Consider the following 21395-nt stretch of genomic DNA (forward strand, 5'->3'; position numbering starts at 1 on the left):
TAGTTCTTTTTATACGCTGACTATATCACCATTGGTTTGCTATAAGAATATGAACAATATTTCATAAATGAGTTCTTTTTTTGCTCTATTTAAAGATATGATTTAACTACTAAATATAAAAATTATAGAGTAGTGAAACAAATAATTATCAATGGTTAAAACAATTAAACTTCAAAACTAAAATAATAAAAGGTGAAAAATGACCGATAAAATAGTGTTATCAAAAAGAATTCAAATTAAACCAGCATGGTCATTTTATGACGAACAGGGCGAGTATGTAGATCCTCGACTTTTTGTGTTGCTCAGCTCTGTGCATCATTCTGGAAAATTGACCGTAGCTGCCAGTAAATTAGGCATGTCTTATCGCCATGTTTGGAATGTATTAAAAAAGTGGACTGATTTTTTCGGTTCTGATTTAGTTGAATTAAAAAAAGGAAGGGGGGCGTTGTTAACACCGCTAGGTGAGAAGTTACTTTGGGCTGAACAAAGAGCTCAAGCACGATTTGAACCTCAATTAATCAGTATTGCGTCAGAATTAAATTTAGAAATACAAAAACATTTAATGGTTAAGGAGCCTTTGTTAAAGATTGCAGCAAGCTATGGTTATGCTATTGCTTTACTACCTAACTTTACTAATAAATTTAAATTAGATCTGCAATACCGAAGTTATGAAGAATCATTTGACGCGTTAAGTAAAGGTGAGTGTAATATAGCTGCATTTCACTTACCTACTGATATTGTTAGCCAAAGGTTGATTGATATTTATAGTAAATACTTTAAAGCAAATACCTATAAAGTGATTCGCTTTGTTACACGTAAACAAGGCTTGATAGTTCAAAAAGATAACCCTAAAAATATTTCTAAAATCGAAGATTTAAAAAAGAGTAGTGTTAAATTTATTAATCGCCAAAAACACTCAGGTACACGATTATTGATAGATGAATTATTAGCAAGGTCATCAATTGAGTCTAATGATGTTATTGGCTTTGATCGGTTTGAATTTACACACTCAGCTATAGCTGCTTATGTCGCTTCAGGGATGGCAGATGTCGGTATTGGAATTGAAACTGCTGCACGTCAATTTGGTTTGGATTTCATTCCATTAACGACTGAACATTATGTATTGGTTTGTCATCAAAATACCCTAAAAGAACTCTCGGTAAAGCGTTTAATTACTGAAATAAAAAGTGATAAGTTTCATGAGGAAGTAGCAAAGTTAGCTGGCTATGAGTCGACCGCTTGTGGTGATATTGCAGATTTAGAAGATATGCTACCTTGGGATTTATAATATTCTCTAAATAAATATATAAAAGCCGCTTTAACTATAAGTTAACGCGGCTTTTATTGTTCTTTATCAGTCAAATACTAACTGTTAACCATGCGTATTTTCCACATGATGTTTAGCGGCTACAGGACGAATTGTTAAGTTAGCAAAAAAAGCAATAACTAATAAACCAGCCATAGCATACATAGTGCTATTATATAAACTTGGTGTTGGATCAACAGTACCCGCTGGAACTAATTCCATTAAATTACTTACGGTTACTGTTTTTGCGGCAACAAGCTCATTTAACTGACTAACGGCAGAGCCAAATTTAGCTTGAAATACCGCAGGATCTATTTTTGAAACCAAATCGGCTATCGCATCATTCACAGACATATTTCTTAGGTATGTAATAGCAAATGGACCAAGAACACCTGCTGTAGCCCATGCTGTAAGTAAGCGGCCATGTATTCCGCCAACATGCAAAGTACCAAATATATCAGCTAAGTAAGCTGGAATAGTTGAAAAACCGCCACCATACATAGTGAAAATAACCATTGTTGCGGCGTAGAACATAATTAACCATACCGTAGATGGATCAGCACTTACTTGAGAGGCAGCATAAGGTATCGATAAGTAGAGCATAGTCCCTAATACGAAGAAGAAATGGTAAGTGTTTTTCCTTCCAATGAAATCGGAAATTGATGCCCAGAAAAATCTACCACACATATTAAATACCGAAATCATGAGTACATAAGTGCCGGCAAAGGTTGCGGTCGCTACATCAGGCAACGTTGAGCCAAAAATATCAACCATCATGGTTTTAGCAACACCTATAACGCCAATACCTGCCGTTACGTTGAAGCAAAGAACAACCCATAATTTCCAGAATTGCGGTGTTTTTAATGCTTGATCAATATGTACATTGTTATGGGTAATCATGCTTTTGGCAGATGCATCTTTATCTGGAGGGGTCCACCCATCAGGGGTCCAGCCCTCAGGAGGAACACGGTATGAGAGTGATGCGACAATCATTACAATAAAATACACAATGCCTAATGTTAAAAATGTGCCTGCTGCACCAGTATCACCAGTACCAACAACATAAACACCTGCATCACCAGGAAAGGCCATTTCCGCGGCTTCATGCGCGGTTGCCACAATAACTTCTACTGTGCCAGAAGCTGTTTCTGCAAAACGCTTACCTGCCTCAGTTATTAGTTTTACACTACTTTCGGTACCTAGATAAGTCGGTGCTACAGCATGGAATTTTAATAACGAGGAGATGAGAGGTGCGCCGATCATGGCACCACCACCAAAACCCATAATAGCCATACCGGTAGCCATCCCTCGCTTATCTGGGAACCAACGGAGCAAGGTGGATACAGGGGAAACATAACCTAAACCTAGGCCACACCCGCCAAGGGCACCATAGCCTAAGTAAACAAGCCATAATTGATGGGTAGATATACCAAAACTACCAATGATAAAGCCACCGCCCCAAAGAAATGCGGCGGTAACACCAACACAACGAGGGCCAACTTCTTCGAGCCACTTTCCAGCGACAGCAGCAGATAAGCCAAGAAAAACAATAGCAACAGAGAATATCCAAACGACATTACTTAATGACCAGTCGCCAGATGAGCTAGTAACGACCCCTAACTCCCTAATTAGCGCAGGATTAAATATACTCCATGCGTAAACAGAACCAATACATAAATGAATTGCAATAGATGCTGGCGGGACTAGCCAGCGATTAAACCCCGATTTAGCAATTATTTTATCTTTCATTAAGAAAGAAAAAAAGCCCCCACTTTTATTCGACATTATTTAATACCTTATAGCTACAGCCTGATATAAATATTTATACTTAAGCAGCTAGAACACCTATGAATGATAATGACACTACATATTTAAGAGCGAATATTATTTTGCTCGACAAAATAGATAATGCTTTACCGTTATTTTTTGTTCTAAATTATTCATAGTGAAGCGGCGCTAAATATAAAAAGGAATAATTAAATTGAATTTTTATTTTTATAAAATCTTATAACTAAGGATAATTATAATTTTTATATTATTTTTAATAATCAATTTAATCACTTTAGTTTCACTAACATAAGAGATATGAATTTAATTTCATATCTGTCTTTTTATTAGTCAAAAAAGTATAGCACTGGAATATTACCATTAAAATATGAACAAACTTTCATATTGTTAAGCTTGATTTTTAGCTGGCTTTAACTAAAAAATAGTGATGATAAGGTCTTAAATAATTCATAAAAAATCGGTAATGAATGCGGTGTAATTCATTACCGATTAAAATTAAATAATGCAGTATATAAAGCTTATAACAAAAACGTTATGCTGTTAAATCGCATATTTATCCTACATAAACTATTACTTTTTTGAACAATAATTAACATTTAATTGAATATGCCATCCACTATAACAATATAAATTTTGCTCTGCTAATTAACTAACGTTAATAATTTATCAGTGCTATCTACATTACAATATCCAAAGTTTAATGCAGCCATAAATGCATGATGAACCTGAGTTGCCGGCACTATGACACCATTAAACTCGAGATCTAATGTCGCACAAGCATCGTGAGCAACATGGCACTCATAGCCAAAATCTACAGCTGCACGGGTAACAGCATCAATACACATATGACTCATTGCACCAACAATAATTAATTTATCTACATTAAGATCATTAATGATTTTTTGTAGGTCCGTATCTTTAAAGCTATTAATTTGATGTTTCAAAATAACAGGTTCACTTTCAAGCGGCGTAAGGCTGTTGTGAATTTGTGCACCTTTAGATTCAGGTAAAAAAAATGGAGCATCATTAGAAGGAAATTCATGACGAACATGAATGACAGGTAATTTTTTCTGGCGAAATTTAGTTAATAGAGTTGCTGCATTTAATGATGCTGTCTCAGTACCAGACAGCGCCCATTTAGCTCCATTGTAGCTTGAAAAATAGTCGTTTTGAAAATCAATTAATAATAAAGCAATAGTAGACATAATAACCCTCTTGTGTTGTTTCACTGTTTTGTTAAAGGTATTATGCGAAATCCTTCTTAAGAATGCCTATGGCGAAATTGCCATTAAACAGTGCAAAAATGACAAAGTCTATTTGTGTAATAATTATTGATTACCCTAACGCGCTACAAAGTGCAGTTCACGGCTTACAAGAACTATTTTTATTATCTAATCAGATAATTAGAGATAGCGAGCTTGATATGCAATTTACAGTTTTAATTGTGAAACCAAGCGAGGAATTAGTAGGTGTGGTTCAAAGTGATATAGTTATTCTTCCTCCTAGCTTAGATGATAGTTATCACAATAAGCCTCAACCAGCGTTATTACAATTTATCAAAGAGGCGCACAAGAGAGGAACGATATTATGCTCTACTTGTGCAGGCGCATTTATACTTGCCAAAACAGGGTTGTTGGATAACAGGATAGCGACAACACACTGGCAATTAGCCGATAAATTTAAGGATCAGTACCCCAAAGTATCACTCCAAATAGAGCGTTTATTGATAAATGATGGAGACATAATTAGTGCTGGCGGGCTTACATCATGGATTGATTTAGGGTTAGAAATCGTCGCCCAATTTTCTAGGCCAAATATTATGCGTAAGCTTGGAAAGTACCTTATTGTAGATACAGGTAAAAGAGAGCAGCGCTACTATGAGACTTTTACACCTAAATTTAGCCATGGCAATCATCAAATTTTAAAAGCTCAATATTATATACAAGCAAATTATAATATATCACTAAAGATGGCTGATTTGGCTGTTGTCGCTTGCATGAGCGAGCGAACATTTTTACGTCATTTTACTCATGCGACAACAATAAAGCCTTTTGAGTATATTCAAAGAGTTAGAGTGCAAAAAGCATGTGAATCATTAGAATCAACAACACAAAGCTTTGAGCAAATTGCTCATAGCATAGGTTATGATGATGTAAATAGTTTTCGTAAGGTATTTATTAAAACAATAGGGCTAACACCTACAGCTTTTAGGGCCAGATTTGTTTAGGGGGTATGAAATAGAGCGTAATATGGCAATCAGTACTTTTAAAGTTAGCTTGCTGAAAATTAGTATTCTAAAAGTAAGTATCACAAAAAAATGTTATTAAGTTAAGGGTCTTAGCATTATATGTGGTAAGTGTTTTTTCTATTTAATGATAATTAAATTTTATAAAAAATATAAAGTTTAATTATTTTCATGGTATTGGGAACTTTAAGACGAATAACTACTCTTACTATATGAAGATACTTATTCCCTTAGTGTTTCATGTTTTTATAATGCGTTTACTTGATTTCAGGTAAACGTTTTTTTTTGCTTGATTTTCTTATGATCAAAAGAAAAATCAACACGCAATATTAGGCTTTCTTGCTTACATCATATGTCTTGTCATGATATGTTCAAAAAATAGTCACACTACTGTAAGAAACGTTTATTAGCCTTGCCCATAATGACTCATTATAGGAATTATTATGTCAAAAACGCATTATAAAACTGTTTGGTTGTCTGATATTCATTTAGGTTGTAAAGACTGTAAGGCTGAGTATTTATTAGATTTTCTTATTCATAGTCAAATAGAGACCTTATATCTTGTGGGCGATATTGTCGATATGTGGGCTATGTCTAAACAATTTCGTTGGCCGAAAGCGCATAATAACTTATTTCATAAACTACTCTCTTTGCCTTCAGAGGGCACTCGCGTTATTTATTTACCAGGAAATCATGATGAACCCCTTCAAAAGTATGATGGAATGAATTTTGGTGATATCGAGATTCATAGAAGTTATACACACATAACAGCTCAAGGTAAAAAACTTCTGGTTTTACATGGTGATCAGTTTGACCAACAAGTTTGTTTTGGGCCTGTGCATTCATGGGTTGGGGATCTATTGTATGATTTTTTGTTGTTTTTAAATCGTTGGTATAACTGGGCTCGAGTAAAATCAGGCCAGCCTTATTGGTCATTAGCTAGTTATATTAAAGGAAAATTGAAAGGGGCTGGCAAGGCAATAGCGCGATATAGAAAGGCGTGTTGCGATACCGCAAAAAAACAAGGTTTTGATGGTGTTGTTTGTGGGCATATTCATCACCCCGAAATCGTTGAAGAAGCTGGTATTCTGTATCTAAATGACGGTGATTGGATTGAAAACTGTTCAGCGTTAGTAGAGTCTAGCAGGGGAGACTTATCACTTGTTTATTGGGCTAAAATTAATAATGTTAGTAACCTTATTAACATTGTACCTGAAAAACACGGCACGAAAGGGCGTAAGGTTGCATAGCTTAAAGAATTAATATTTTTTGATGTTAGTATTAACAATAATGCTTTAGCGGGCGCTACACTTTCCTGTTGTTTAATTACTTATTAATATGTCATAAAGTTGTCATTTAAACGTCAAATATTAGCCATAAAAGTACTATATTCTGAGTAATCAGTGAATATCTGATTATGGCGGAATGAACATGTTTAATGTCGATCAAGTTGTTAGTGACAGCCTACCAAAAATGAATCATCAGTCATTGATGAGCAAAAGTATCAGAAACATTTTACGTTATCTGTTGCATGAAAAAGCCTTACTGACTATCGAAAAACAATATCCATATGCCAAGGGGCTAGACTTTGCCGAAGCAATGCTCGATCACTTTGATTTTGGTTACTGTGTCAGCGATAAAGATAGAGAAAAAATTCCGGCGACCGGTAAAGTTATTATTATCGCGAATCATCCTATCGGCACGTTAGATGGTGCTGCACTAATAAAGATGATCAGTGAAGTTAGGCCAGACTTTAAAGTAGTTGCCAACGACTTATTAATGAATGTTAAACCATTGCATTCTCTATTGTTACCCGTGAATAATATGGGTAATAAAACGCCGAAAAAAAATCTTGAAGCCATATACCAACACCTGAATAACGAGGGGGCTGTGATTATTTTTCCTGCAGGAGAGGTCTCTCGTATGGGAGCTAGTGGGATACGTGATGGTAGTTGGCATAAAGGATTTCTTAATTTTGCTACCGCTACGCAATCGCCTATTCTTCCAGTGTATATGGATGCACGAAATTCTGCTTTTTTCTATGCAATATCAGCAGTGTACAAACCATTGTCTACGTTACTCTTGATTAAGGAAATGTTCAAACAAGCGCACAAACGCATGAATATTAAAATTGGTGATGTTATTCCATTTGAATATTTTGATTCTCTTGATGTGCCGCAAGTCAGTAAAGTTAAACTGTTTAAAAAGCATTTGTATAATATTGCTCGAAATAAAGCTGAAATATTAAAAACAGAAAAAGCCATTGCTCATCCAGAGAATCGCGCTGAGCTTAGATCGGCTATTCGCCAGTGTGAGTTATTGGGTAATACTGCAGACGGTAAGAAAATATTACTTTATCGTCAGCAAGGCTGTTCACCTATTATGCGCGAAATTGGCAGACTTAGGGAAGTTGCTTTTCGTTTAGTGGGCGAAGGTACGGGGAAGCGTCGAGATGTTGATGGGTATGATCTAGATTATTTACATTTGATTTTATGGGACGACGATGATTTAGAAGTTGTAGGTGCCTATCGCTTTGCTGAAACTCAGAAGTTAATCGATAACTCACAATCTCAGGGTATATATACTAATACGTTATTTGATTATCAACCCAGTATGGCACCAATCTTTGCCAAAGGCTTAGAGTTAGGCCGTAGTTTTGTTCAACCAAAATATTGGGGAAAACGAAGTTTAGACTATTTATGGGTCGGAATAGGGGCGTTTGTAGCTAAAAACCCGCAATATCGTTATTTGTTTGGGCCTGTCAGTATTAGTAATGCTTTACCAACACCGGCCAAAAATTTACTTGTACATTACTACCAGCATTATTTTCCGAGTGAAGAAATGATAGCGAAAGCGAAAATACCTTTTCAACTTGACGATATGGAAAAAGGTGAACTTCTTGCAGCATTTGATGGTGCTGATAAAGAAAAAGATTTTGTAACTTTAAAGCATTTATTGGCGAATTGTGGTGTAAGTGTACCAACACTTTATAAGCAATATTCTTCTTTATGTGAAGAGGGCGGTGTCAGTTTTTCAGCATTTAATATTGATCCAGATTTTAATGATTGTGTTGATGGTTTAGTGGTGGTTGATCTTGATAAATTGCTTACTAAAAAACGCATTCGTTATATTGAAAAGCATCAATAATTCTAGTGTGATTCGCTTGATTGTTAGATAAATTCTCTTTAAGAGAGCAGTATTCAACTACTACATATAACAAAGAAACTAGAGGAAATGGCTATGCTAAATGACATTTATCAGTATGATCTTCGTGTATTATTATGGTGTAGAAAATCTCGATTTTATCCTCAGTTTATTGCCATGGTTCGTATTATTTCTCGAACGGGTGATGGTTATATGCAGTTTCTACTGCCATTATGCTATTGGCTAATAAGTCCTCAAGAAGGAAAGCGCTTTGTTATTATATTGCTTTGGGCTTGTGCTATAGAGCGGTTATTATATTTTGTATTAAAAAATAGCTTAAAGCGTAGGCGCCCACCTGAAATAGTGACAGGCTTCACCAGTGTAATTGAAGCCTCTGATCAGTTTAGCTTTCCTTCTGGACATACCATGGCAGCATTTCTATTAGCTAACTTATGTGTGCTTGAGCTAGGTTTAATTGCATCACCACTTTATTTTTGGGCAACGAGTGTTGCAATATCACGGGTAATACTTGGTGTTCATTTTCCAACAGATACGCTGGTAGGGGCTACTTTAGGAAGTAGTATTGCTTATGTTGTGGTGATGGTGTGAAAATATTATATGGTGTTCAAGCCACAGGGAATGGTCATATAGCTCGAAGTCGAATTATGGCTAAGCAATTAAAAGAAAATGGTGTCGAGGTGACTTTTCTTTTTTCTGGCCGCCCTAAAGATAAGCTCTTTGATATGGAGATCTTTGGTGATTTTATTTATAAACAAGGGCTTACTTTTATTGTTCAAAATGGCAAAGTTAATTATTTAGCAACCGCATTCAATAACAATTTTTTACGATTTATTTATGATGCTCATACGTTGGCAATTGACGATTATGATTTAATTATTACCGATTTTGAACCTGTGACCGCTTGGGCTGCAAAGCTAAAGAAAAAGCCAGTACTTGGTATTGGGCATCAATATGCTTTTGGTCATAATACACCGCGAGCCGGAAAAAGTTTACTCGCTGAATTCGTGATGAATTACTTTGCGCCAGCAAAGGATTCTATTGGGCTGCACTGGGCACCTTTTGAGCAATCCATTTTACCGCCAATTATTGATGTCGGTCTTACTGGAAAAATGGATGAAGATGTAGTTTTAGTTTATCTTCCCTTTGAAAATCAAAGTAAAGTAACCACGTTATTACAACAATTTCCAAGTAAACATTTTATCCAATATTCTCCTGATGTTAATAATACCGAAGATAAGAATGTATCGATAAGAGCCACTTGTTATGCAGGGTTTAAACAAGATTTGTGTCGTGCTAGCGCGGTTATATCAAATAGCGGTTTTGAATTAATCAGTGAATGTTTGCATTTAGGGCTGCCTTTACTCGTTAAACCATTACAAGGTCAAATGGAGCAAGAGTCGAATGCACTTGCATTACATGATCTTAAATTTGCTGAGGTAATGCGGACATTAGATGAAGATATTGTCGCTGATTGGCTGGAAAAGTGTAAGCCTAGAATAAATAAAAAGACACCTGATGTAGCTTTTGAAATAGTAAAATGGTTACTTAGTGAACAAAGATTGCCAATTGACAAAGTAGCAGCTTCTTTATGGCAACAATATGAATAAAACAGGGGGCAGAGCCCATAGCTGACTGACAAAGAAAATCATTCCCTTTGATAAAGTAAGAATAGCTTATCAACGATGATAATTATGGAATAAACTGTCTTTAAAATGAGCTTATTAAACGTATAGAGTTAAGCTTTAATATTGATGTTTTGTCCAATGCTGGCAGTTGTATTGTTTGAACTAGCTACAGGGGCTGCACTTTGAATTAATTGCAATGCCATTTCTCCTTCAGCTTCGGCTACCTCTTTTGCTTTTACGGCAACAGATAAAATTGTACCGTTACCGCTATTTTCGGGGGCGAAACTTGGTGCATTAGTAATATTGATAGCCATAGCGCTACTCCAGAATGAATTAATAATTATGTTCAATAACCATATATCGGCTTATTCACAAAAAACTTTACTTAGATTATAGCAAAGTTTATCAAGATAGTATTTATTCACTTTTGAGCTCTTTTATCGTCTCTAGGTAATCACTTACTCATCGTGCTTTAATTATAGTTTGACGATATAATATCGTTTATGTGTCGCTTTAAATTGAGTCTAAAATATGTCAGAACAATTACCTATTTCGATTTCTGTTTGTAATGATTTAGTACAGCAATTTACTAAAATAAGATCGGTATGTAATAAACTTGAAGCACAATTTAATTTTCAAACGATGACTGCTAATTGGTATGGTAATGAAGAAGCTGTGCTTAGCGTTAAACTATTTATAGAAACAGCGAGCAGCTTTACTATACATAAACAAGCCCAAGCTCAATCAGAAATAAAGAATTATAGCGATGATGTTTTTAGCTATTACAATAACAGTGAAAAAAATCAAACACTAAGTTGCTATATTGCTATTACTGATTCAGAGTTTTCTATGTTAAACCAGCAGCATAAAATACTTGCTGGGTTGCTCCATATTAAACTACAAAAAGTACTTAATTTAGTTGCTAAGCAGTTAACTTTAGATACTATTTAGTCTCATCAAATTAACTTTTTTAATTTAGTAACTATTATATTATGTCTATAAATCGTGCTCGTCTAGATCGCTTTATTAGTGAAACTTGTCAAATTAATCGGAAAAAAGTGCGTTTATTATTAGCACAAAAAAGAGTAACTGTAGATGGGGTGATCGCGACAGATATTGCCTTATCTATTGATAAATTTTCTGTTATTTCATTAGATAATAAGATTATTCAGCAACACCAACCTTTGTACGTTATGTTGTATAAGCCTATCGGGGTTGTGTGCGCTACCAAAGATAGTAAACATATAACAGTTATAGACTTATTAGGTGAACTATTATCGGCTGAAGAAAAAGCGAGTTTACATATTGTTGGGCGCTTAGATTTAAATACATCAGGTTTGGTGTTGTTAACTAATGATAGCCGTTGGTCTGAAAAATTAACATCCCCAAAAAGCAAAGTAGCTAAACATTATTTAGTTACGTTGCAAAACCCATTAACACAAGAATATATTGCAGCTTTTTCTGCAGGTATGTACTTTGCTTATGAAAATATTACAACTCAGCCAGTCGCCTTGACTATTATTAATCAATATCAGGCGGAAGTTATCTTAACAGAAGGGCGTTATCATCAAATAAAAAGAATGTTTGGTCGCTTTAATAACCCTGTGACAGCTTTACATCGAACATCCATTGGTAAGTACGTTTTAGATGAGAGTTTGAGCTTAGGAGAAAGTAAGCTAATTAACGTTAGTATTTAATCACTTATTTACTAACGCTATTATTGATATTTCCCAATTTACTCATTCAGGGAGCCGTTTATTTAACACCTAGTTCGCGTAGGCGTTCAAGTAGGTAACTGGCTTGAGTATGTTGATCTGACAATTTTACATCACTACAAGGGTGTAAGAAAAGCGGCAATGAAATACGTGACTTTGTGCTAGCTTTACCGGTAGGGTTAATGACACGGTGAGTAGTTGAAGGAAAGTACCCTCCTGATGCTTCTTGTAACATATCACCTATATTAATAATTAAATTACCAAAGTCACTAGGGACATTTATCCAGCTACCATCTTGGCACTGTACCTGTAAGCCTGGTTCATTTGCTGCTGGTAATATAGTTAACAAGTTAATATCTTCGTGAGCAGCAGCTCTTATTGCGCCAGCTTCTTCATCGCCAGTTAATGGAGGATAATGCAAAATGCGTAATAGCGTATTTGGTGTATCTTTAATCATGCTAGACAACGGTTGAGAATAGTTTTTTGCTACGTCTTCAGGGCTATAGGCTTCCACCCAGTCTAATAGTTCACTGGCTAAGTTAGACGCTAATTGGTAATAGTTGAGTATTTCATCTTTTAATGAATCAGGAATACGGCCCCATGGGTAAACATGAAAATATTCTTTAATATCTTTTTGAGTATGGCCTTTAGCTACTTCTGAAATCTCAGAAGAAAAATAGCCATCTTGTTTTTCAACATCAAAAGCAAACTCTTGTTTGGCGTGACTATTAAAAAATTCTTGCCAATTAAGATAAATAGATTCAACTAAAGATTGCTGAATAGGATGGTTTTTTAATACGCCAAATCCTGTTTCTCTCAGGCTTTTCACAAACAGCTCTGGTGCGTTCTTAGCAGTGTAATCAACAACGGATAGTGTCATTTTTTTCTCTTTAAGGTAAAGTATAAGCCAATTGTAAACGGATATTAGCTATCATCAAGCATATAAACAAATAATAACGATTTTTTAATGCTTTGCTATATAATGTGCTCAATAATAAATTTGTAATATAAATAAGTGAAACACAACATGAAGTTATCTTTTTTTTCAGTTATATTTTTGGTTCTTTTTTTAGCCGCTTGCTCAAGTAATAATGAGACTTGTGAAGATATCACGTTAGCATCAGAACAAATTCAACAATGCCAAGCATTACATCGTCAAATAGTGAACACTAAAGGGCAACCGTTAATTCGTACTGAACTTGAGCGCAGATACCAGCAAGATTGTATTGATATTCGTTATTACCGTGATGAAAAGCAACAAGCTATTTGTGGTAATAAACACAAAAGAAAAGAAATTATAAAAAATATGAATGAGGAAGCTAACAATAAATAATACCTATATCATTCAGTCATTTTAGCATTATCAGAGTGAATTTTTTCGTCGAGATATTATGCTTATATACACTTGATGGAATTAAATTGAAAGTAGTAGAAATGGTGATTTTTATTTATGTCTAATGGATCTTTAAAAAATAATATGGACACTGCTAAACTTAAGAAAGAAGAAACAGCGGAACAAGCACTTCTGACTTTACAATCAGAACATCAAGATTTGCAGTTGCGTTATAATGCCTTGTTTAATTTGAATAAATTATCTCAAGAGTGTGAAGATTTAAACCATTTCTATCCTAAAGTCCATAAAACTATAGCCTCATTAATGACGGCTGAGAATTTCTATGTTGTTACTTATGATCAAACTTTTAATACACTTGAGTTTGTTTATCATGTAGATGAAAAAGATGAAAGGCCTGAAGGTGTTATAGATTATGATGCCCTTGCAGGCTCTTTTACCCATCTGGTGATAGAGTCATCACAGCCCCTCTTAGTAAATCCATCATTAGAGAAACAACTCTATGAAAACGGTAAAATAACGCAGCATGGTTCAACTGGAACTGATTGGGTTGGTGTGCCGTTATTACATAATGATTTAGTTATTGGAGTGATGGTTGTACAAAGTTACAATGAAAAAGTTAGGTATACTGAGCAAGACTTAAATATGCTGACTTTTACTGGTCAACATGTAGTTAGTGCTATGATCCGTCTACAAGATAAAGAGCGCTTAACCAGTGCTGTAAACGCACGTACACAAGAATTAATGGCACAAATTCGGGAACGAGAAAAGTCCGAATTATTACAAGAGTCCTTATATCGAATTTCAGAGTTAGCGAATGATGCTAGTTTTGATATCGATGCTTTTTATTCGAAAGTACACAATATTGTTGGCCAGCTCATTAACGCAACTAATTTCTTTATTGCTAAATACGATGAAGAAAGTGACACGATTGAGTATGTTTATGTTGTCGATGAAGAGTCAAACCATGATCGAAATTATTTCAAAAAAAGAAAGCTATCAGATCATTATTCTGAGCTGGTTATTCGTCAGCAAAAAACGGTTCTTTTAACGAAGCAAGATATGCAAGAGCTGTTTGAGAGTGGTCAAACTCGAAAGCCTACTTCTGATGAACAGTCTTGGCTAGGGGTTCCCTTACTTTATGTTGGAAAGCTATTAGGCGTTATGGTGATTCAAAGTTATTCTCCTCGTACTATTTATAGTGAACAAGATGCAGAATTACTTAATTTTGTTTCTAATCATGTTTCTTCTGCGATTAAACGCCGAGAAATGTCGGAAATAGAAAGACAAAACCATGAGCTCTTAGAGGAACAAGTCAAACTAAGAACCTTAGCGCTTGAAGAAGAAATTCTGCAACGTAAGCAAGCTGAAAAAAAATTAAAACACACCGCTTCACACGATAGTTTAACAGGTCTACCTAATAGAGCTGTATTTCTTGACCTATTAAATCATGCTATTGCCTGCAACAAACGAAAGCCAGAGTTATCCTTTGCGGTATTATTTTTAGATTTGGATCGTTTTAAAGTTGTTAATGATAGTTTAGGTCACCAAGCTGGAGATACATTATTAAAACTTATAGCCTATGAGTTGTCTTCTATTTTACGTGGTAAAGATACTGTTGCTAGACTTGGTGGTGATGAGTTTGTTATTTTAATTGAAGATCTCGAATCAGATCAGAAAGCCTTTGATATAGCTCAACGAATAACTGATTTTCTTACCGAGCCTTTTGTTATTAATAACCAATTAGTATTCACTGGAACTAGTATTGGTATTTTGTTTAGTGACAAACGCTACAATGATGCAGATACTATGCTAAGAGATGCCGATACTGCAATGTATCATGCTAAGGGCAATGGTAAGGGACGTTATGAAGTTTTTGATGCAAGTATGCATCAAAGAGTACAAAATGCACTCTCTCTGGAAGCGGATATTAGGGAAGCGATTGAGTGGGAAGAGTTTATTCCTTACTATCAACCTATAATACAGCTAAATAATGAAGAAATAAAAGGCTTTGAGGCCTTAGCTCGCTGGCCAAGCCATAAGCGTGGCTTTGTGTATCCAGATGAGTTTATTCCGTTAGCCGAAGAAACCAATTTAGTGCAAGCAATTGATTTTCAAATATTGAAAAAATCGTGTCAGCAGTTGAAATTATGGCAAGACACGTTATTACGTCATGACTTATATGTTAGCTGTAATTTATTTTGTAATCAGTTTTTTAGTGCGACATTACCTGATGATATTGAACGTATATTGATAGAAACTGGTTTGAAGCCAGAGAATTTAAGGGTTGAGTTAACAGAGCGAGCGCTGTTGGAAAATACCGAAATTGTGTTATCTAATATGAAAGCGCTCAAACGTTTAGGTGTTAAAATATTACTTGATGATTTTGGTACTGGGTATTCAAGTTTAAGTTATTTACATCAATTTCCTATCGATGTTTTGAAAATAGATCGCTCTTTTATTAATAACTTTCATGAACAGAATAATAGTAGAGCTATTATCAAAACTATTATTGATCTAGCGACAAGTCTTGGTATGGCCACCATAGGTGAAGGCATTGAAAGTCTTGAAAATGCACAATTACTTCAAAAAATGGATTGTTTATATGGGCAAGGTTTTTATTACGCGAAACCTATGCCCGCAGATGAAATGGAACAATATATCTTAAGCCATTAATAAATTATTTTAGCAAGTTATACGCTAGTTAATTAGTAAACTCAGCAATAGTAATATTTGTTTCGATAATTTTTCCTTGGCGGTACAGTTTAAATATTAATGTTGTATTTGGTTTTGTTTCAGCAACTATATCTAGTGCTTGTACAATACTATTTATAGGTTGAGATCCTATCTGGTACAGAATATCACCTACTTGAATGTTGCCTACTTTTGCTGGGCTATTTGGACTTACCTCTTCAACGACAATTCCTTTTGCATCTGTAGAATATTGAGTCGCAGAAATACCCAGCCAACCACGAACTACACGACCATTCTCAATAATTTGTTGCATGATTTTAGCTGCTAGTTCATAAGGAACAGCAAAGAAAATTCCTTGAATATTTAGTTGAGGGTTTGACTGAGTAAATTTTCTTGAGTTGATGCCAACTAATACACCATTACTATTAACCAAAGCACCACCAGAGTTGCCTTCATTAATAGCGGCATCCATTTGTAAAAAGTTTAGATAACTAGTGTTACTTAAGCCACTTCTACCTGTAGCACTGATGATACCTTGCGTAACTGTTTGTCCTAGATTTAAAGGGTTTCCTATCGCGAGAACGATATCGCCAGCGAGCGATTGCTGATTATATTTTTGTGGAATAGTAGGTAAATTACTGGCGTTAACTTTCAATACTGCAAGGTCGGTAATTTTATCAAAACCAATGATTTGAGCAGGAAATTGTTGGCCATTTTGCAATACAACATGAATTAAATCTGCATTTTGAATAACATGCAGATTAGTTAGGATATAGCCATTGCTATCCATGATAACACCCGAGCCTAATGTGGTTGTTTTACGGGCAGCCTGACCATATACAGAGCTTGGCATAATGTCTTCAGAATAAATATTCACTACAGCAGGACTAGCGACACTGACAGCCTTAGCATAAGAAAGAGGGCTTGTTTCTTGCTGTTCGGTACTCAGAAGTTGTTTTATGAAAGTATTGTCATTCAAATTTGGCTTTAATAGAAGTAAAGCAACGGCAAATAATACGCCATAACTAATAGAATTTATAATGTACTTTAATGCAGGTTTTAATTTCAAAGGATAGCGTCCAGTATAATAGTTATCATTGCGATAATCATTTTTGTTATATTTTTTGAGTTTAGCATAAAATATTGGACGAATAGAAAAATAAAAAGGCTAGTTTTCACTAGCCTTATTGTTAATGATAAGGTTTTTATCGAATCATTAAATATTGAGAGTAATTATCACGAATTATGTTTAATGCAAAAACACCTTCTTTGTCTTTTAAGTAACTACGCAGATCTCCAACATTATTAATACGTGTGCGGTTTATTGCAGTAATTAAATCACCAGTTTTTAAACCAACTAGCGCAGCTGGAGAATTTTCTTCAACATTTTTGATAATAACACCATTATTATTATTGTTGTTTTCTAATTCAGCCCCTTTAAACATTGGATGTATACTAGCTGCTGCTACATTATTACCTTGAGATTGTTTTAAGGTAACGTCGAGTTCTTTTTCTTTACCATTACGTACAATGGTTAATTCAACCTCTTTTCCTGCACCGATAGAGCCAATTTTGCCACGTAACTCATTAAAGGTTTTTATTGGCTTGCCATTCACTTTAGTGATGACATCACCAGGCTCTATACCTGCTTCATCGGCAGCTGAATCAGGCATTACTTGCTCAATAAAACCACCTTGATTTGTTTCTAGCTCCATTGCTTTTGCAATTTCACTGTTAAGGCTACGGCCTGAAACTCCTAATACACCACGGTGTACTTCGCCAAACTCTATGATTTGTTTAGTTAAATTATTCATCATGTTGCTAGGAATAGCAAAACCGATACCAATGTTACCGCCATTAGGGCCTAAAATGGCAGTATTGATGCCTATCAATTCACCACGTAGGTTAATTAGGGCTCCACCAGAGTTACCACTATTGATCGCTGCATCGGTTTGAATAAAGTCCTCGTAGTCTTCAATATTTAGCCCACTACGTCCTAAAGCACTGACAATACCTGAGGTTACCGTTTGGCCTAAGCCAAAAGGACTACCGATAGCAATAGCAAAGTCACCAACACGTAGTTCATCTGAATCGGCTATTTTAATTTGAGTTAGATTATCGGCATCAATCTGTAATAGGGCGATATCTGAATCAGCATCAGACCCTATTTTCTTTGCTTCAATTTGACGCCCATCTTTTAATGTTATTAATATTTCGTCTGCTTTTTCAATTACATGATTATTAGTAACAATATATCCTTCTTTAGCATCAATAATAACCCCTGAACCTAAACCACGAAATGGGCGTTGCTGTGCTTGGTTAGGGTTTTGATTTGGATTACCAAAAAATCGAAAAATGTTGGGGACATTTTGTCTAACTTCGTGGGTACCTTTGACTGCAATACTGACTACAGCAGGTGTTGACTTCTCTAACATTGGCGCCAGACTCGGCATTTCTTGACCAGTAACGCTACTTGGCCAAATAGAGTACGCCTGTGCTGTAAGTGGTATGAGGGAGCTAGAAAGCAATGCCGCACCTAGTACAGCAGATAAGGGAATAATTGATAACTTTTTCATACGGATGAATTCTCCTAAACTTAATTGAATCAACTTAATGTTAAGTTGATATACCTCCAAATAGACTGAATAAAATAGGTTTAGTTCAAAAATGCATTTTGGACATTTGTAACACTATGTTTCTGAAAGATATAATAAATAATCAATATTTATACTAACTTATTAGGTGTTTTTTGGCTTTTGATCGACAAATAAACCACTTGCTTCATTAGAATAATCTAATGGAGCTTCTGTACTTGATTCATCTTGTTGAGTACTACGTTTCTCATGTCGTAAACCTGCTGTTTGGGCTAGTTGCTCTTGTGTTTCTTGTGAAAAAAAAGGAATTCCATCAGCATCATTAGTTGTTACACGTTGCAATAACTGAGTGCTTTCTTTCATTTGTTTCATTGCTGTTTGACACGTATTATTCATTTGCTCTAATAAACCGGCAGATGTTGCAAGGTGTTCACTAACATCAACTTTATATTGAGATAACGCTGCTTCACTTTTACTTACTTGTTCTGATAATTTACGTTGTTCTTGGTTTGAAGATGACAAAAAATGGTTAGCAAAAAAGCCAACAATTGCACCAACTACAAAAATGATTAATGCGCTTAAAACTGTCATAGGATTACCTTAAAATGTATGGAAATAAAATTTGTGATAAATTAACGCTGTAATGGTTTACAATAATACCAAATTAATTAAATTTGTCTCTAAGTAAGGTTTAATCTGTTTAGTATAATATAGTGCAAGCATTATATTGTGTAGCGATAACTTAACTTATTGGTTAAATATGTTGGCAATTTTTTCTTTTTCAAGTAAATTTTCCTTTTTAAGCAAGTAACAACTAATTCAACATGGTTCATTCATGATTAAACTCTCTCCTATTGATAAATATAAGCAAGATTTAAAAAAAGATGATTTTCTTTTTGATGCGGCTCAAGAAAATGCGGTAAAGCATTTACAAAGATTGTATGAAGATTTACAAACCAAACCGGTAGAAATATCTAGCTTTAAAAAAGTTTTAAATAGTTGGAAAAAAGTATATAAAAAACAGGATGATAAACCTATAAAAGGTTTATATTTTTGGGGGGGAGTAGGCCGAGGAAAAACCTATTTAGTTGATACTTTTTATGATTGCTTACCCTTTGAAAACAAGATGCGTGTACATTTTCATCGCTTTATGCATCGTGTTCATCAAGAGCTTAAAGCGTTAACTGGACAATCAGATCCGTTAAAAATTATCGCGAAAAAGTTTGCTAAAGAAACACGTATAATTTGTTTTGATGAGTTTTTTGTCTCTGATATTACAGACGCTATGATTCTAGGCTCTTTATTTGAAGAGCTCTTCGCTCATAATGTTATTTTAGTTGCAACTTCAAATATTGTTCCTGATGAGCTTTATCGCAATGGTTTACAGCGTGAACGTTTTTTACCTGCTATTAAGTTGATTAATGAAAATACTGAGATTGTAAACGTTGATAGCGGTGTTGATTATAGATTGCGTACTTTAGAGCAGGCTGAAATTTACCATTACCCACTCGACCAAAAAGCTACTGATAACTTACATTATTATTTTAAACAGCTTTCATCTGACGCGATCAAGTCTGGGGTAGATATTGAAATAAATAATCGACAACTTCCTACAGTACTTGTCTCTGATGGTATTGTGTATTTTGATTTTTCTGTCTTATGTGAAAGTGCTCGTAGTCAAGGTGATTACATGAAAATTAGCCAAGAATATCATACGGTATTAATGGCTAATGTTAAGCAAATGGGACGAGAAAGTGATGACAGTACTCGACGCTTCATTGCTTTAGTTGATGAGTTTTATGAACGAAATGTCAAACTAATTATGTCTGCAGAAATGCCTTTAGAAGAGCTATATAGCGGCGGTAATTTAGCGTTTGAATTTAAACGCTGTTTGAGCCGCTTGCAGGAAATGCAGTCACATGATTATTTAGCGAGTGAACATTTACCTTAGAATGTTACCTTTATTATTGCCAATATTCATTGCCGAAGAAATCATTAATCTCTTTCTTCGGGTATTGAAATTAGCTATTTACCGTTCGTTTTTTAATACAAAAGAGTATATAGCTTACGACGGTATTTAGTGGCAATAATATCACCATCAGGTAATGACTTTAATACATCTAAAAATAACTCTTTGCTTTTATCTTTAGTTGTTGCTTCACCAGCTTGAACTAAACGAAATAATATTTTTAGAGCGTCTTCATGTCGATTTACTTGGCTATATTGACTCGCAAGTTGATGTTGGATGCTAATGTCATTTGGGTTATCGGCTAATTCTTTTTCTAACACTTGAATTTCTGGTGAATTTGCAGCTTGGTTTGCTAGTTCTAGTTTGGCTAATAAGGCTTGATAATAGCTATCTTGATCAACCATTTTTATGCTATCTAATAATGTTTGAGCTGCTTCTATTTTTCCTGTTTGTATATGGATATCGATTAGTGTCAATTTTATATCAGCGCGCTGTTCATCAAGTTGGTAGGCTTGGGTAATTAAATTTTGTGCCTCAGTGATATTATTTTCGGTTAACGCTAATTTTGCTTGGGCGAGTAGTGTGTCTTCTTGTTTTGGTAAATGCTTATCTAAAAACGTTGCAATGGTTTCGTCCGTTTGTGGTCCTGAAACCCCATCAATAGGTTGCCCATCTTGCACTAGTACAGCGGTAGGTAAACCTTGAATACCGAATTGTTGCGCTATTTGTTGCTGTGTTTCACAGTCGACTGTCGCCATGAGTATTTGTTCTGCATAGGGCGCTGTTTTCACGGTTAATTTGTCTTTTAATTCGACACTTTCAGGTATTTGTTGCGCCCAAAAAGCCACTAATACTAATTTGCTTTTTGATTCTTCTAAAACGATTTGTTGAAAATTTTCTAAAGTAATTGCAATCATATTTGAATTCGCTATTTGTTCTGTTT

Annotated in this window: 19 protein-coding genes; 11 read left to right on the plus strand and 8 right to left on the minus strand. The window is 35.0% G+C overall.

Going from position 1 to position 21395, the window contains the following annotated elements; genetic code table 11:
• The first annotated feature begins 199 nt into the window (after positions 1-199).
• Positions 200-1288 carry a substrate-binding domain-containing protein gene (locus Q4496_RS15885; protein WP_303610804.1) on the plus strand — a complete coding sequence of 363 codons (1089 nt, stop codon included), beginning with the start codon at positions 200-202 and terminating at the stop codon, positions 1286-1288.
• A gap of 84 nt (positions 1289-1372) precedes the next feature.
• Here Q4496_RS15885 and Q4496_RS15890 read toward each other — a convergent pair whose 3' ends face one another.
• Together Q4496_RS15890 and Q4496_RS15895 are read right to left on the minus strand one after the other, a co-directional pair.
• Positions 1373-3091, minus strand: coding sequence for an OFA family MFS transporter (locus Q4496_RS15890; RefSeq protein ID WP_215974273.1), 1719 nt, complete (start codon positions 3089-3091; stop codon positions 1373-1375).
• 644 nt (positions 3092-3735) lie between these two features.
• Positions 3736-4299, minus strand: coding sequence for a cysteine hydrolase family protein (locus Q4496_RS15895; RefSeq protein WP_215974274.1), 564 nt, complete (start codon positions 4297-4299; stop codon positions 3736-3738).
• Between the two features lie 68 nt (positions 4300-4367).
• On the opposite strand from Q4496_RS15895, the gene Q4496_RS15900 reads away from it, so the two are divergent.
• The 5 genes from Q4496_RS15900 to Q4496_RS15920 all read left to right on the plus strand — a co-directional run bounded on the left by Q4496_RS15900 (position 4368) and on the right by Q4496_RS15920 (position 10111).
• Entirely contained in the window at positions 4368-5321 is a 954-nt protein-coding gene (locus tag Q4496_RS15900; protein ID WP_252727648.1) for a GlxA family transcriptional regulator, read from the plus strand.
• A gap of 461 nt (positions 5322-5782) precedes the next feature.
• Entirely contained in the window at positions 5783-6589 is an 807-nt protein-coding gene (locus Q4496_RS15905; protein ID WP_303610805.1) for a UDP-2,3-diacylglucosamine diphosphatase, read from the plus strand.
• Between the two features lie 181 nt (positions 6590-6770).
• Positions 6771-8486 (plus strand): lysophospholipid acyltransferase family protein, encoded by a 1716-nt coding sequence (locus Q4496_RS15910; protein ID WP_303603021.1) that lies wholly within the window; start codon positions 6771-6773, stop codon positions 8484-8486.
• A gap of 93 nt (positions 8487-8579) precedes the next feature.
• Positions 8580-9092, plus strand: coding sequence for a phosphatase PAP2 family protein (locus tag Q4496_RS15915; protein WP_252727649.1), 513 nt, complete (start codon positions 8580-8582; stop codon positions 9090-9092).
• On the plus strand, positions 9089-10111 hold the full coding sequence (locus tag Q4496_RS15920; protein WP_215974277.1) for an MJ1255/VC2487 family glycosyltransferase: 1023 nt from the start codon (positions 9089-9091) through the stop codon (positions 10109-10111). Before Q4496_RS15915 ends, Q4496_RS15920 begins: the two co-directional genes overlap by 4 nt.
• A 128-nt stretch (positions 10112-10239) precedes the next feature.
• On the opposite strand, the gene Q4496_RS15925 is transcribed toward Q4496_RS15920, so the two are convergent.
• Positions 10240-10443: a cytoplasmic protein gene (locus tag Q4496_RS15925; RefSeq protein WP_303610806.1), complete on the minus strand. Its 204-nt coding sequence runs from the start codon at positions 10441-10443 to the stop codon at positions 10240-10242.
• Between the two features lie 217 nt (positions 10444-10660).
• Between Q4496_RS15925 and Q4496_RS15930 the strand changes: the two genes are divergently transcribed.
• Together Q4496_RS15930 and Q4496_RS15935 are read left to right on the plus strand one after the other, a co-directional pair.
• Positions 10661-11080 carry a hypothetical protein gene (locus tag Q4496_RS15930; RefSeq protein WP_215974279.1) on the plus strand — a complete coding sequence of 140 codons (420 nt, stop codon included), beginning with the start codon at positions 10661-10663 and terminating at the stop codon, positions 11078-11080.
• A gap of 41 nt (positions 11081-11121) precedes the next feature.
• Complete coding sequence (locus Q4496_RS15935; protein ID WP_303603018.1) at positions 11122-11826, plus strand: pseudouridine synthase; 705 nt, start codon at positions 11122-11124, stop codon at positions 11824-11826.
• Positions 11827-11884: 58 nt separating this feature from the next.
• Here Q4496_RS15935 and Q4496_RS15940 read toward each other — a convergent pair whose 3' ends face one another.
• Positions 11885-12724, minus strand: a complete 840-nt coding sequence (locus Q4496_RS15940) for a 2OG-Fe(II) oxygenase family protein (protein WP_215974281.1) — start codon at positions 12722-12724, stop codon at positions 11885-11887.
• Positions 12725-12871: 147 nt separating this feature from the next.
• Between Q4496_RS15940 and Q4496_RS15945 the strand changes: the two genes are divergently transcribed.
• Positions 12872-13177 carry a hypothetical protein gene (locus tag Q4496_RS15945; protein ID WP_215974282.1) on the plus strand — a complete coding sequence of 102 codons (306 nt, stop codon included), beginning with the start codon at positions 12872-12874 and terminating at the stop codon, positions 13175-13177.
• A gap of 117 nt (positions 13178-13294) precedes the next feature.
• Positions 13295-15871, plus strand: coding sequence for an EAL domain-containing protein (locus Q4496_RS15950; RefSeq protein ID WP_252727650.1), 2577 nt, complete (start codon positions 13295-13297; stop codon positions 15869-15871).
• Positions 15872-15899: 28 nt separating this feature from the next.
• On the opposite strand, the gene Q4496_RS15955 is transcribed toward Q4496_RS15950, so the two are convergent.
• The 3 genes from Q4496_RS15955 to Q4496_RS15965 all read right to left on the minus strand — a co-directional run bounded on the left by Q4496_RS15955 (position 15900) and on the right by Q4496_RS15965 (position 19074).
• Positions 15900-16958 (minus strand): trypsin-like peptidase domain-containing protein, encoded by a 1059-nt coding sequence (locus Q4496_RS15955; RefSeq protein WP_215974283.1) that lies wholly within the window; start codon positions 16956-16958, stop codon positions 15900-15902.
• 136 nt (positions 16959-17094) lie between these two features.
• On the minus strand, positions 17095-18465 hold the full coding sequence (locus Q4496_RS15960) for a Do family serine endopeptidase (RefSeq protein WP_215974284.1): 1371 nt from the start codon (positions 18463-18465) through the stop codon (positions 17095-17097).
• A 162-nt stretch (positions 18466-18627) separates the two neighbouring features.
• A complete protein-coding gene (locus Q4496_RS15965; RefSeq protein WP_303610807.1) occupies positions 18628-19074 on the minus strand; it encodes a YhcB family protein in 447 nt (148 codons plus the stop codon).
• A 244-nt stretch (positions 19075-19318) separates the two neighbouring features.
• Here Q4496_RS15965 and zapE point away from each other — a divergent pair, with 244 nt between their 5' ends.
• Positions 19319-20434 (plus strand): cell division protein ZapE, encoded by a 1116-nt coding sequence (gene zapE / locus Q4496_RS15970; protein WP_215974286.1) that lies wholly within the window; start codon positions 19319-19321, stop codon positions 20432-20434.
• Positions 20435-20526: 92 nt separating this feature from the next.
• Here zapE and Q4496_RS15975 read toward each other — a convergent pair whose 3' ends face one another.
• The gene (locus Q4496_RS15975) at positions 20527-21369 is read right to left on the minus strand and encodes a tetratricopeptide repeat protein (protein ID WP_215974287.1); all 843 of its coding nucleotides are present in this window, start codon (positions 21367-21369) and stop codon (positions 20527-20529) included.
• Between the last annotated feature and the right edge of the window lie 26 nt (positions 21370-21395).

It is taken from the genome of Colwellia sp. 5_MG-2023 (assembly GCF_030547795.1).
Lineage (GTDB): Bacteria > Pseudomonadota > Gammaproteobacteria > Enterobacterales > Alteromonadaceae > Colwellia.